Genomic DNA, 13,558 nt, shown 5'->3' on the forward strand with positions numbered 1-13,558 from the left:
GGAACAATAATGATGATATCAATGAAGTTGGAGCTACTATTTATAATGTTATGTATGATAAACTCGTTGGTTTAATTTTAAATGATGAATTGCCGGACGAGTTAGAAAGTACTTTTTGGAAAAGCGGATATTACTGGACTCAAAGAGTAGACAGTTTAATCTTATCTAACCATAAATTTATAGACAAAATAGATACCGAGAAAAAAGAATCTCTAAACGATTTAGTAGTAGAAGCTGGTTTACATACCAAAAGATTCTTATCAGAAAAAATAGGACCAAACCCAAAAGAATGGACCTGGGGTAAAATCCATACTGTAAAATTTGCTAGTCCTATACGTCAAGAGGGATTTGGAAGTTCACTATTAGGTGCTGAAGAAATGCCTAAAAAGGGTTCCAATCAAACAATAAATAGAGGCGGTTATGAAAAGCAACAAGATAGCAACTTTGAGACTGGTTGGTTCAGTACTTTTCGTATGGTCGCTGATTTAGACGATGCCGAAAAAATTAGAGGCGTTCTTTCTGGCGGAAGTTCTGCTAGAATTTTTCATCCGTACTACAAGTCTCAATTAGATACTTGGAAAAATGAAGAATGGATTCCTTATTGGTTGTCCAAGGAAAAAATACTAGAGCATTCAAAACATCAATTAATATTGGAATAATAAGAAAAGACAGTATACAACATTATGTATATTTAATAGCGGTTTAAGTGCTTAAACAAAAGATAAATAATAAAATAAAGGTCTGTGTAAAAATTAAAAGGTTTTTGAGTAGAAATCCACTACTACACATACATTAGACCGTTGTACCTAATTTGATGAAAATCCTGAAAAAAATAATTTACATACTGATTTTTGGAGTTTTATTTGGTTGTTCTGTGAAACCCAAAAAACTACAAATTGATCGAATGAAAATGGACTTAGAAATCTATTTGGAGTTTGAACCTGGTGGATATGTCATTTCTTGGAATGACACTTTATGCTCTGAATTTAACTCTGATGGGAATTATTTACAAAAAAGACCTTACGAACTTTACTGTCATATTTTTAATAAAGAAAAAGACACTCTTGGATATTATAGAGGTTTAAGTAGTCCTAGACAATTCACTTATTTTCAAACTAAAGAAAATACAGACTCAATAATTGACTTGGAATTTTCTGTCGGAATTAATTACTTTTCGGAATTTCTCGCAGAACAATCTGAAGATTATATAAATAATTTGAATAAAAAATTTGAGGAAAGAATCGAATTTAAACCCATTCGTGTTGATCTAAAAACTGACTTGAACAAGAAACTGGAAATCGAATTAATAAATCAAAAAAACTAGGCACAGCTTAGTATATAAAAAATGGTTATTTTTTGCTTAACCAATGTTGGTTTCTTTGTTTGATAGCTTCTGATTGTACTACAGAAAAATTATCGGACAAAAACACGAAATTTTCCATATACGTAACCGTTGTAGCCAATTAAAAAAAGATAGATGGAGAAAATCACGATTTACGAATTTGAAAGTCTTGACATTAAAATTTCAATGAAGGTTTATTTTGATGAAGAAAACAAATTGATATTTGATGGCTATGATATTGGGAAAACAGTAAATAAATTAATGGGAGATTCAGATTATGAATATAAATATTCTGTTGAGTTAAAAGAAGTAAAAAAAATAGCAAAGATTTTTGACATTAATCTTAATGAAAAAATAGTTTTTCTAAAAGAGATTAAAAACCATTTTAACGATAATGATGCATATTCAAAGTTTGGAGAGTTTATGAATGAAAACAATATAAAATTTGAATCATTCACTTGGAGATGAAAAACAATGACACAAGAAATTTATCAAAAGGCAATAAAATTTGCAGGAGAAAAACATAAAAATCAAAAAGTACCTGGAACTGAATCTAATTATTTACTTCATATTTCTAATGTGGCAATGGAAATTTTACTAGCGCACAGGGTACATGAAGATTTCGATTTAAATTATGCTGTTCAACTAGCTTTACTTCACGATACATTAGAAGATACTGATACAGAATTATCTGAACTAGAAGTAAGCTTTGGAAAGAAAGTAGCTTTAGGAGTTAAAGCATTGACAAAAAACGATAATTTGACTTCTAAGAGAGAAAAAATGAATGACAGTTTATTTAGAATTAATAAATTGGAGAAAGAAGTTGGAATAGTAAAATTAGCAGACAGAATTACGAATCTCCAAAACCCACCAAAACATTGGGGGAAAGACAAAATAGAGAATTACTTGAACGAAGCAATATTGATCAGTAAGAGGTTAAAAAATAAGAATGAATACCTGAATAGGAGATTAGAAATGAAAATAGTTGAATATAAGAATTATACTGAATTATAACTGGCTACAACGATGGCTATAGTTGATAAGAGTTTTCGTGTTTAACCCAAAATTTAATGTGTTTTTATGAAGTTGCCAAATCTTTTAAATTGGCAATTAAAAAAATAAAAATAATTACAAAACAAAAAGCTCTAGCTCGCAAACCAGAAATGAAAAATACTTCCTTGACTCCTTACTAATCATAGCCGAAATGTTTTGCGTAAGCTGAAAAAAATTAAGACATAATGAAAAAGACACTAAATGATTTAACCAAAGAGGATTGGAATACACTCTTTCCAATTAAATTGGTGAATCATAATCCTGAATGGAAAATTATTTACGAAAACGAAAAAAAACGCATTATTGATAAACTAGGAAAAGAAACAATCTTACGAATTGAACACTTTGGTAGTTCATCAATTCCGAGTATAAAATCAAAACCATATATCGATTTAATGATTGAAATTCCAAAAGAAAAGTTGTTTGACGAAAACCTAATTGCAAATTTTACGGAATTGGGTTATTCTCATTTTGTGGTACCAGCTAGAGAAAATATTGAGGCTTATTCATCTTTTGGAAAAGGATATAATGTTGACGGAAAAGAAGAACAGATTTTTCATATTCATATGTGTCCAAAAGACAACGTAATGTGGAAACAAATAGACTTTCGAGACTATCTAAATTCAAATCTTGAAAGAGCGAAACAGTATGAAAAACTAAAACTTGAATTAGCAACAAAATTCAAAAACGACAGAGGTTCTTATGTACTTGGAAAAACAGATTTTGTAAACGAAACTTTAGACATCATCAAAAAAACCAACAAGTAATGTCGTGTATAATTAAATACTAGACCTTTGCCGACTTACGAGTGTTTCTACAGAATATCCTATTTGCCAATTGTTTGCTATCTTAAATTACTTAACTACGCAATTAACCAAAAACAAGACCGTTAAGCATAATTAGAGCGACTCATAAAATGAAATATTTAACCTTCTTAGTTATAATTCTCTTAAGTACAAATTGCGCAAATAAAATGAACATAAAATCTATCCCTTATAATCATCAATTGAAAAAAGTTGATTTTCAAGATATTGAATTCAATATAGTATCATTTGAAGAAATTCCAGAACCCTATTTTAAGGATTATTCTCATCATAAAAGTGCAACAGCAAGAAACCACAAGTCTTATGATACAATGGGGTTTAGGGATATTTTATTAGAACAGTTATCAAGTAACTTAAAAACTAATGTTCTAAAATTATTGATTATTACACCGAAAAGTGAAGGATAACCTTATGATGCTTTTGCCTATTTGTCTAATAAGGAAATAGTTGCAATACATTTTGAAAATGTAGGAAATATTAAATTATGGATGGATGTAATATTTGAAAAGCAATATCAAAAGCTTGAAGATTATAAAAATAATGGTCAATTTGAAAGACAGCCAGAACTAAATCCAAATCCACAGTTTATGCTTACTTTAGGAAAAGGTCAATTTTCTCAAAACTGGGTAAATTCAGGTATGTTGATTGATGAAAGACCGTATGAAAACACAGGCGCTTTTTTACATAAAAAAGCACCTAAGCAATTCAATGAAGTAAAAATTGCTAAAGAAAAGCAAAACTATCTTAAGAAATATATCAAAACTAATAACGCGCATTTTGATGAAGTTCATTTACAGAAGTTGTTTATCGAGTTCATTGGTAATAAAAATCTACAACCAAACGAACCAGTAAATAACGAGAACATTTATAATGAATTTGAATCTTTAGCAAACTATAAGTTCCCTAAAGAATTAAGAACATTATTTAATACTCACAATGGATTTGAAAACACAGGTTTTTTAACCGCAGAACAAATACTAACGGAGTGGAAGAACTGGAAAGAGATTTATGATGATGTTAATTGGATGCTTGTAGATTTAACAGGGAATAATCACCCAGATGGGAGAAAGACGATAGGTATTTACACTAACCCTTACTGGGTTCCTTTTTACAGTACGGGTGGAGGAAACTTCATTGCTATAGATTACGCTCCAGGAAGTAAAGGTAACGCTGGACAAATCATTGCTTTTGGGGCTGATGAAATTAAAATTAGGTTTATAGCTGAGGATATGATTGATTTTTTACAGCAAATTATAGATGGAAAAGATATTCTGAATAACGGGTTTGAAAAATAACTATACTTAAGGCGAAGTATAATTAATAGTGCTTGTAGCGATAAAGTAGGGTATAAACGTTTTTTTAAAGGCAGTATAAATTCACCATTACTCATATGCAAGATTTTTAGTAGTAATCATATGAGATATATTATTCTATTGATAATTTTAAGTTTAGTTATAAACTGTAGTGAACAGAAAGAAATGAAAACCGAATTAAAAAAATTAGAAAACCACCTAAAAGAAAAGCGACCAGAATATTATAGCAAACTTCAAAAACCATTGTCTGAAGCGCAAATTTTAGATTTAGAAACTACATATGAAATTAAGCTACCGCATGATTTAAAAGAACTCTACTTATGGAAAAATGGACAAATGAGTAACTGCTATCAACCGTTTGTCAATAATTCATTATTTGAACCTTTAGAACAAGTTTTATCTGGAAACAAAGAATTTACCCAAATGATAGGGTACGATTTCGAAATTGAAAATTGGTGGAATAAAGCTTGGTTGCCCATATTTGGAAATGGAGGTGGAAGTTACATTTGTTATGATATTGAAGGGATTTTTACAGAACAGAGTGGACAATTAATTGAGTATTGGAACGAATATGATGATAGACCGGTAATTGCCCCAGATCTTTTAAGTTTCATAGAAAAATTGAATCAATATTATGAAGAGACACCAATGGAAGAATTTGATGAATACTTTGATATTGGTGAAAGAATTTCTGAATGGAAAAAAGAGTTTATTGTAGATAAGTCAATTAAAAAGCAAAACCCATAGGAGTTAGTGGACGTAAGGTTTAAGGCAAAGGTTTGTGCATTTTAAGAAGTCCCAAAAACTTTTAGATTTTTTCTTTTTAGCAGTACAAAGAAAATAAACAGATATTGATATGTGCGTGGCGGAAAGCAAACGTTAGTTTTCTCCCTCATTGCTCTTATACTTGTCAGTAATATTTGATATTTCAATACCTAAACCTTTTATTAAAAATATTGTCCTAAATAAACCATACAAAACAAGTTATTATGGTAATAGGGGTTCAAGTTCTATTTTCAAGTTTTATTTTCAAGAAATATTTTGTTTTTAATTGAGTATCTGTAATCCGATACTACTACTTACTAACTTGAGCAGTAAATCAAGAGTAAAATAAAAAGGTTCTATAAATTCTATGGCAAAAAAACATAAAAAATCATCTAACATAAGTCTCTTCCAACTTTTTAAAAAGTTAACCAACTACATAAAACCATATAAGCATTTAGTTATAGCAACTTTAGTTTTAACACTCATTGGTGCATTTTTAGCTCAAGTGAATGCATTGATATTGCGTTATGCTGTAGATGAACTTACTTTATTGAAAAATGAGAATAAAACGTTGCAAGATGGTTTCTCGCTTTTAATTACAATTAGCGTAATTCTATTATCCAAGGAATTATTATATGCTATCGTGCAATTTGGACAAAATTTTTACGGAGAGAAAATGAAAATTTATATTTCCCGAGATTTTGCGCAACAGCTAGTAGATAAAATTTTAACGTATAAAATGGCTTTTTATAGCTCTGCGGATAATGAAAGTGGAAAATTACAAACAAGAATTGATTTAGGCGTATCAAGCCTAACCTTGTTGGTCAAAAATTTCTTTATTGATATTCTTCCTTTATTCACAACTGCTATTATTGCATTGGTTTTTATGTTTCAAGCCAATATTTATGTTGGCATTGTAAGCATCGGAATTATCCCTGTATTTTTCTATATAAGTAGTTTACAAGCCAAAAAATTAAAAGACTTTAGGCGGCAAATGAGAAATTTCCGAGAATCAAGAAATAACGGAATAATTGACTTGATTAATTCTATTACAGTTATAAAATCATTTACTAGAGAAGACCTCGAAAGTGAAAAACATGAAGCTATTCAATTGGAGATGACAGAAAATCAAATGAAAACACGTCAGTTGAGTTTCTTGTTTAACGGTGTTAAAACCTTTATAGAGCAATTTGGAGTCGTTATCATTATCGTTTTAACCGCCTATTTTGTATTGAATGGAACAATGACTATTGGAGCAATAATGTTTCATATTTTATTATTCAATAATGTTTCTGCGCCAATTCGTCAATTACATAAAATATATGATGAAGTAAATGATGCCTTGATTTATTCTGAAGCATTTTTTGACATTATGGATGCTGATGAAACAGAGTTTAGTGGCACATATATACCCGAAAAAGTAACAGGTGTATTTGAGTTAAAAAATGTAGACTTTGCCTATCCAAACGGTACCAAAGCCTTATTCGATGCTTCTATGACCATTAAACCTAATACTATAAATGCCTTAGTTGGGTTGAGTGGTGCAGGAAAAAGTACTGTAGTTAATTTATTAGATAAGTTTTATGAACCATCTTCTGGAGTTATCTATTTAGATGGAGTTGACTTACAAAAATATGATACGCATTGGCTGAGAGACAATATTGGATTGGTCTTACAGAAAAATCATATTTTCAATGGAACCATTAAAGAAAATATACTTTACGGAAAAGAAGATGCCTCTCATGAGGAGGTAGTAAATGCCGCAATCAAAGCAAATATTCACGAGCAAGTTGTTAATCTACCTGACGGCTATAATTCAAAAGCGACATTATTATCTGGAGGGCAAATGCAACGTGTTGCCATTGCCAGATTATTTTTAAAAAATCCACCAATTATTTTTCTTGATGAACCTACAGCAAGCTTAGATGCAATAGCAACAGAGCAAATAAAAAAGAGTTTAGATTTAATAAAAGAAGGACGAACGGTAATTATAATATCGCATAGTATATCACAAATTATAGATGCAGAAAATGTGATTGTTATGGAAAAAGGAAAAATTATAGAAGAAGGCTCTCACGAAGCTCTATATGATAATGAAAGTACTTATCACAAAATTTTTAATGCTATGGCAAATAGCTTGAATCTAGATAAAATTAGCGATACAATTAACGAGTAATTTAATTTACTACTAAACTGCGTATTTTAAAATAAATTCATTCAAAAATGAATTTGGCTAAATGAAAAGCCCACAGCCAGAGTTAATTAAAATAAAACCTTTGACAATAGGAAATATAGTTAAAGTCTTAAAAACATATTAAGTCAGAAAAAGGGGCTTTTTTGTGCCAACAAACGTAAAACCTAAGTCCTTTTATTGTTTGTGTCTTTTTTATAGGTTTAGTTTTATGGAATACTATAAAGGCTGGGGTCTAACTAAATTAAAGGAGCGGTAACGGTTCCATTTATATAAAAAGAAGAATGTCCTGGTGGTTATAATAGTGAGCATTTAGACTATTCTAGAGAAGATATTAAATTGGCGAAATGTCAGTAAATTATTGAAAAAATTACACAGTTAACTATATTGCGGTAATGTTTTATTTTAAAAATAGAAATGTAATTGAACTAGACATTATTTTAATCTAAGTAAATGAAATAAAAAAACCACTAAAACAGTATGGATAAAATACAGGGTGGTTTGTTCTAAATTTAAAGGCTTGGGTTTCTTTATAATGTCGCTAAATTTCCAAATTAAAATTAATATTGATCAGTTTAAAATAAAATAATAAGCTTTAAGAACGTCGGCTGACGGAAACGAACGGTTTCCGTGTCTCAGCAGTACGCTTAATTAAACAGTTACCAGTTATTAATCTAAACCTCCATATGCAAAGAATAACTTTATTAGGACTATTGACTATAGTATTTATCATTACATCCTGCAACGATTCCAATAAGACTGACAATAGTATATCTAGCGAAGCTTTTTTGATTCATAATGGAAATATTATAAATGTCAATGATGGTAGTATTATGAAAAATAAGGCTATTCTCATTGATAGCGGAATGATAAAAGTCATAGGTGAATACGCTTCTTTAAAATCGATGATACATCCTCAAAATGAAATTGATGTTGATGAAAAGTTTATTATCCCTGGACTATGGGATATGCATATTCATCTAGAGGGTCAAGATTTGGTAGAAGATAACTTAGCATTGCTTCCAGTTTTTGTTGCATATGGCATTACCACTGTACGTGATATGGCGAGTGACCTTGGTGAACAGGTTTTAACTTGGAGAGAAGATATCGCGAATGATAAAATATTGGGACCACAAATATTTACTGCCGGAAGAAAACTTGAAGGAATAAATTCAATATGGAAAGGCGATTTAGAAATAGCCAATGAAAAGGAATTAAGTCAAATGCTTGATAAACTTGAAGCTTATAATGTTGATTTGGTGAAAATTACTGAAAATACTTTATCAGGTCCTTTATTTCTGAAAAGTGTACAAGAAGCAAAAAAAAGAGGATTTAAGGTCTCTGGGCATATACCAATAGATTTAACTATTGAAGAAGTTGTGAAAGCAGGCTTTACAAGTATAGAGCACGCAAGCTATCTATTACGTTTAGGGAGCGATGAAAAAAGAATTGTTGAGAAGCTTAAATCTGGTGATATTACAAAGAGCGAGGCAAATGAATACTATAGTGCTAATTTTGATCAAGACACAGCTATTTTAGCATATCAAAACTTAAGTAAATCTAATATTGCTATAACGCCAACGTTGATTGGAGGAAAACAACTTGCTTATTTGGATGAAGACAATCATAGTCAAGATGAGTTTTTAAACTATTTAACAAACCGATTTACGGCAAATTATCAATGGAGAATTGATAGAATGGCAAATGATACACCAGATCAAAAGCAAAGTCGTAAAAGTCGTTATGAGTTGATTGCAAAACAACTTCCTTTTATACAAGAAGCAGGTATAAAAATACTAGCAGGTAGTGACGCTGCAGCTTTGAATACGTATGTTTATCCTGCTCTATCACTTCATCAAGAGTTAGGTTTGTTTCAAGAAGCTGGTCTGGAACCTTTGCAAATTTTACAAAGCGCAACAATTAATGGAGCAGAATTAATGGGGGAATTAAAAACAAAGGGTACAATAGAAGCTAATAAAGAGGCGGACATGGTAATCTTAAATAGTAACCCATTACTTAATGTAGAAGCAACACAGGATATTTATGCTGTTGTTAATGATGGACAATATTTGAATAGAAAAAAATTAGATTCAATATTAAGTAAAGCCAAACAGAAAAAAGTGAATTTGGACAATCAGAGATATTAATCAACAAAAATGAGTTGAACTATATATCAATTATAGCTCATAACCTAATTCTTTTGATAGACTTACTTTTATGAAAAGCTAGTAAAATGAAAATATATATTTTAATATTAGCCGCATTTGTAATTATTTCTTGTGCAGATACAGTAGAACCAAAGCAAACTATACAACAGGTGAAAGCTAGTGTATTAGAAGAAACTTCTATTGTTGTTTTGGGTAATGTTCAAGATGCCGGATCACCACAAATTGCTTGTAAAAAAGAATGTTGTGCAGATTTATTTGAACATGCAGATTCTCAGAGAAGAGTGGTGTCGTTAGGTTTGGTAGATACGGAGAATCAAAAGTCATATATGTTTGATGCTACCCCAGACATTGCACAACAAATGAAAATGCTAACTCGGTATACTGCAAATAGCACTAATGAGCTAGTGAATGGATTTTTTTTAACTCATGCTCATATTGGTCATTATACAGGCTTAATGTATTTGGGTAAAGAGGCTATGGATGCTCGTGAAGCTCCGGTCTATGTCATGCCTAAAATGGAAGATTTTCTTTTAAACAATGGACCGTGGGATCAGCTTGTGATTAGAAAAAATATTCGACTACATAAAATGGTTGAGCAAGTTGCCATTAATCTATCTGATAAAATTAGTGTAACCCCAATATTGGTACCACATAGAGATGAGTATTCAGAGACGGTGGGTTATCATATTAAGGGTCCAAATAAAAGTGCGCTGTTTATTCCTGATATCGATAAATGGGATAAGTGGAAGAAGAATATTATTGATGAAATACAAAAAGTAGATTATGCATTTTTAGATGCTACATTTTATAGTGGAAAAGAAATCAACAACAGGGATATTTCCGAAATTCCACATCCTTTTGTTGTAGAAAGTTTAGAGAAGTTCAAAGGGTTGAGCAAAACTGAAAAAAGCAAGATTGTTTTCATTCACTTTAACCATACCAACCCATTGTTAAATCCAAACAGCGAAGAAAGCCAGTTCGTGCTTTCGCAAGGTTTTAAAGTTGGAAGAATAAATGATGTCTTTAAGCTTTAGTAATTAAACTAATTTGTTCTTATTAATAAGAAATGGTATTCAAAAGCTATTGCACATTTTAGAGTAAGCTCTTTACTACAAATTTTAGATTTAATAAGTATATTTAAATCTATGAATAAAACCTTGCTTCAGCTTAGAAAACAACTACACCAAAACCCAGAACTTTCAGGTCAGGAATATGAAACTGCAAAACGTATTATCAAGTTTATAAAACAATTTAACCCTACCCAAATCATAGAAGCTATTGGTGGGGCAGGAGTAGCGGTGGTTTATGATTTTGACGAAAGCGGACCAACGGTGGTAATTAGGTGCGAGTTAGATGCTTTACCTATTGTTGAAGAAAATATATTTGCGCATAAATCTGATAATTACGGAGTGTCACATAAATGCGGTCATGACGGTCATATGACTATAGTGGCTGGTTTAGCGGAGTGGTTGTCAATGGCTGAATTTAAAAAAGGTAAAGTAGTTTTGCTTTTTCAACCCGCCGAAGAAACAGGAAAAGGTGCTGCCAAGGTTTTAGAAGATGAACGGTTTTTAAGCCTTGATCCAGATTATGTTTTTGCGCTTCATAATTTACCCGGGGAAAAGATGAATGCTGTCATTGTAAAATCAGGTTTTTTTTCAGCAACGGTACAAAGCTTCAGAATTCAATTGACCGGAAAGAAATCGCATGCTTCTGAGCCAGAAAACGGAGTAAATCCTGCTATTGCGGTAGCAGAGTTAATTCAAGAAATACAATCGTTCACGAATGCAAATGCTAACTGTGCAGATTTTGCACTTCTGACACCTGTTCATATCCATTTAGGAGAAAAGAATTATGGTATTTCTCCCGATAATGCAGAGCTACATTATACCATACGAACTTGGAGCGGTGAGGTAATGTCGGCTCTAGAAAGTAAAATTAAACAAGCAGTTAGTAAAGTGTCAAACACGCATAAATTAAAAGCAGAAATAGATTGGTTCGAGTTTTTTCCAGCTTCCGATAATAATTCCGATTGTGTTTCATTCATTGAAAAGGTAGCAAATGAAAATAATATTGAATTAGTAGAGCATCCAAAGTCATTAAAATTCGGCGAAGATTTTGGGTGGTTTTCATCAAAATATAAAAGTGCTATTTTCGGTTTAGGGGCAGGGGAGCATCAACCTGCATTACATCATTCTGATTATGATTTTCCAGATGAGTTAATATCTACAGGGCTTTTAATGTTCAAGAGTCTCATTTCGGGTATTTTAGGAAAATAGGTATCTTTAAGACAACCAACCTATTCCTATCAAAATAATGAAAAATCCATTTGTATTAATTCTTGTTTTTACTGCATTTTTATCATGTAAAAGTGAAAAGAAAGTTGAACAGTCAACAGCTCAAAAACCGAATATTATTTACATTTTGGCAGATGATTTAGGCTATGCCGAAATTGGTGCCTTTGGTCAAGAAAATATAGAAACGCCCAATATAGATGCCTTGTCAAAAGAAGGTATGATTTTTACACAACATTATTCAAGCGCACCTGTATGCGCACCCGCCAGGTACATGTTTTTAACTGGTAGGCATGCTGGTAATTCTTTTATTCGTGGCAATGATGAATGGAATGATCGTGGTGATGTTTGGAACTATGAAGCCATGGCAAAAGATTCTACGCTAGAAGGGCAGCGACCTGTTCCGGAAGGAACAAAGACAATTGCTAATTACTTAAAAGATGAAGGGTATAAAACTGGTTTAGTTGGTAAATGGGGGTTAGGTGCACCGCATACACATTCCATACCCAATGAAATGGGATTCGATTTTTTCTATGGTTTTAATTGTCAACGACAGGCGCATACCTACTACCCATTGCATTTGTACAAGAATAGAAACCGTGTGCATTTGGCGAATGACACCGTAGCGCCAAGTTCACCCTTCCCCAAAGGCTTAGACCCAAAGAATCCAGAAAGTTATAAAGATTATACGCTAACGGATTACGCTCCAGATTTTATGTTCAAGGAACTGACAGGTTTCGTTGCAGCAAATAAGGATAATCCGTTTTTCTTATATTGGGCAACTCCCATACCGCATGTAGCATTGCAAGCACCACAGCGTTGGGTAGATTATTATAAAAAGAAATTTGGACCAGAAGAACCGTATTTGTCAGGAAAAGGACATGGTTATTTTTCACACCAGACTCCTCATGCAGCCTATGCTGCTATGGTTTCCTATTTTGATGAGAATGTTGGTAAGTTGGTACAACAGTTAAAAGATGAAGGTATTTATGATAATACATTGATTGTATTTACTTCAGATAACGGACCAAGTTATGCGGGCGGAGCAGATCCAATATTTTTTGAAAGTGCAAAACCTTTTGAAGCTGAGTATGGAAAAGGAAAAGGATTTGTGTATGAAGGTGGTATTCGTGTACCTACGTTCTTTATGTGGCCGGGTAAGATTGAACCAGGGACCACAAGCAATCATGCCTCTGCACACTATGATATGTTGGCAACTTTTGCAGATATGTTAGAATTTGAAAAACCAAAAACAGACGGAATTAGTTTGTTGCCTACATTACTAGGAGAAGAGAATCAGACAGCGCACGAATTTATGTATTGGGAATTCCCTGAATATGGCGGGCAAATTGCTATTAGAATGGGTGATTGGAAAGTAGTTCGCCAACATTTAAAAGATGATGAGCAGCCCACATTAGAACTCTACAATTTGAAAGATGATCCTACCGAAAAAAATAATATGGCCAACGAACATCCTAAAATTTTAGAACAAGCTGCTGAGATATTTAAAAGCGAACATACCAAACCAGAAACTGAACGTTTTCAAATTCCACTGCTAGAGAAAGGGTTGTTAAGTGATTACATTATCAAATGATAATGTAATATGCC

13 protein-coding genes are annotated in these 13,558 nt (G+C 32.0%); all 13 read left to right on the forward strand.

Annotation, left to right across the window (positions count from 1 at the left end; genetic code table 11):
- A partial coding sequence (locus tag ABJI11_RS02400; protein WP_348349081.1) for a penicillin acylase family protein occupies nt 1-659 on the forward strand: 659 nt, incomplete at its 5' end.
- A gap of 251 nt (nt 660-910) precedes the next feature.
- On the forward strand, nt 911-1,324 hold the full coding sequence (locus tag ABJI11_RS02405; protein WP_348349083.1) for a hypothetical protein: 414 nt from the start codon (nt 911-913) through the stop codon (nt 1,322-1,324).
- Nucleotides 1,325-1,477: 153 nt separating this feature from the next.
- Nucleotides 1,478-1,810, forward strand: a complete 333-nt coding sequence (locus ABJI11_RS02410; RefSeq protein WP_348349085.1) for a hypothetical protein — start codon at nt 1,478-1,480, stop codon at nt 1,808-1,810.
- A 6-nt stretch (nt 1,811-1,816) separates the two neighbouring features.
- Complete coding sequence (locus tag ABJI11_RS02415) at nt 1,817-2,356, forward strand: HD domain-containing protein (RefSeq protein ID WP_348349086.1); 540 nt, start codon at nt 1,817-1,819, stop codon at nt 2,354-2,356.
- A gap of 224 nt (nt 2,357-2,580) precedes the next feature.
- The gene (locus ABJI11_RS02420) at nt 2,581-3,162 is read left to right on the forward strand and encodes a GrpB family protein (RefSeq protein ID WP_348349088.1); all 582 of its coding nucleotides are present in this window, start codon (nt 2,581-2,583) and stop codon (nt 3,160-3,162) included.
- A 206-nt stretch (nt 3,163-3,368) separates the two neighbouring features.
- Nucleotides 3,369-3,626, forward strand: a complete 258-nt coding sequence (locus ABJI11_RS02425) for a hypothetical protein (RefSeq protein WP_348349090.1) — start codon at nt 3,369-3,371, stop codon at nt 3,624-3,626.
- 81 nt (nt 3,627-3,707) lie between these two features.
- Nucleotides 3,708-4,514, forward strand: coding sequence for an SMI1/KNR4 family protein (locus ABJI11_RS02430; protein WP_348349092.1), 807 nt, complete (start codon nt 3,708-3,710; stop codon nt 4,512-4,514).
- 183 nt (nt 4,515-4,697) lie between these two features.
- On the forward strand, nt 4,698-5,279 hold the full coding sequence (locus ABJI11_RS02435) for an SMI1/KNR4 family protein (protein WP_348349094.1): 582 nt from the start codon (nt 4,698-4,700) through the stop codon (nt 5,277-5,279).
- Nucleotides 5,280-5,694: 415 nt separating this feature from the next.
- Nucleotides 5,695-7,473 (forward strand): ABC transporter ATP-binding protein, encoded by a 1,779-nt coding sequence (locus ABJI11_RS02440; RefSeq protein WP_348349148.1) that lies wholly within the window; start codon nt 5,695-5,697, stop codon nt 7,471-7,473.
- Nucleotides 7,474-8,174: 701 nt separating this feature from the next.
- Nucleotides 8,175-9,635 (forward strand): amidohydrolase family protein, encoded by a 1,461-nt coding sequence (locus tag ABJI11_RS02445; protein WP_348349096.1) that lies wholly within the window; start codon nt 8,175-8,177, stop codon nt 9,633-9,635.
- Between the two features lie 86 nt (nt 9,636-9,721).
- Nucleotides 9,722-10,690: an MBL fold metallo-hydrolase gene (locus tag ABJI11_RS02450; protein WP_348349098.1), complete on the forward strand. Its 969-nt coding sequence runs from the start codon at nt 9,722-9,724 to the stop codon at nt 10,688-10,690.
- A 111-nt stretch (nt 10,691-10,801) separates the two neighbouring features.
- Nucleotides 10,802-11,935 carry an amidohydrolase gene (locus ABJI11_RS02455; protein WP_348349100.1) on the forward strand — a complete coding sequence of 378 codons (1,134 nt, stop codon included), beginning with the start codon at nt 10,802-10,804 and terminating at the stop codon, nt 11,933-11,935.
- 37 nt (nt 11,936-11,972) lie between these two features.
- Nucleotides 11,973-13,544: an arylsulfatase gene (locus tag ABJI11_RS02460; RefSeq protein ID WP_348349102.1), complete on the forward strand. Its 1,572-nt coding sequence runs from the start codon at nt 11,973-11,975 to the stop codon at nt 13,542-13,544.
- The last annotated feature ends 14 nt before the right edge of the window (nt 13,545-13,558 follow it).

This window comes from Maribacter sp. (assembly GCF_039968975.1).
Taxonomy (GTDB): Bacteria; Bacteroidota; Bacteroidia; order Flavobacteriales; family Flavobacteriaceae; genus Maribacter.

Coding starts and splice junctions, on each gene's coding strand:
- ABJI11_RS02445 (WP_348349096.1), top strand. CDS start 8,175: ATGCAAAGAATAACTTTATTAGGACTATTGACTATAGTATTTATCATT.
- ABJI11_RS02425 (WP_348349090.1), top strand. CDS start 3,369: ATGAACATAAAATCTATCCCTTATAATCATCAATTGAAAAAAGTTGAT.
- ABJI11_RS02450 (WP_348349098.1), top strand. CDS start 9,722: ATGAAAATATATATTTTAATATTAGCCGCATTTGTAATTATTTCTTGT.
- ABJI11_RS02410 (WP_348349085.1), top strand. CDS start 1,478: ATGGAGAAAATCACGATTTACGAATTTGAAAGTCTTGACATTAAAATT.
- ABJI11_RS02460 (WP_348349102.1), top strand. CDS start 11,973: ATGAAAAATCCATTTGTATTAATTCTTGTTTTTACTGCATTTTTATCA.
- ABJI11_RS02430 (WP_348349092.1), top strand. CDS start 3,708: ATGGATGTAATATTTGAAAAGCAATATCAAAAGCTTGAAGATTATAAA.
- ABJI11_RS02420 (WP_348349088.1), top strand. CDS start 2,581: ATGAAAAAGACACTAAATGATTTAACCAAAGAGGATTGGAATACACTC.
- ABJI11_RS02435 (WP_348349094.1), top strand. CDS start 4,698: ATGAAAACCGAATTAAAAAAATTAGAAAACCACCTAAAAGAAAAGCGA.
- ABJI11_RS02405 (WP_348349083.1), top strand. CDS start 911: ATGGACTTAGAAATCTATTTGGAGTTTGAACCTGGTGGATATGTCATT.
- ABJI11_RS02455 (WP_348349100.1), top strand. CDS start 10,802: ATGAATAAAACCTTGCTTCAGCTTAGAAAACAACTACACCAAAACCCA.
- ABJI11_RS02415 (WP_348349086.1), top strand. CDS start 1,817: ATGACACAAGAAATTTATCAAAAGGCAATAAAATTTGCAGGAGAAAAA.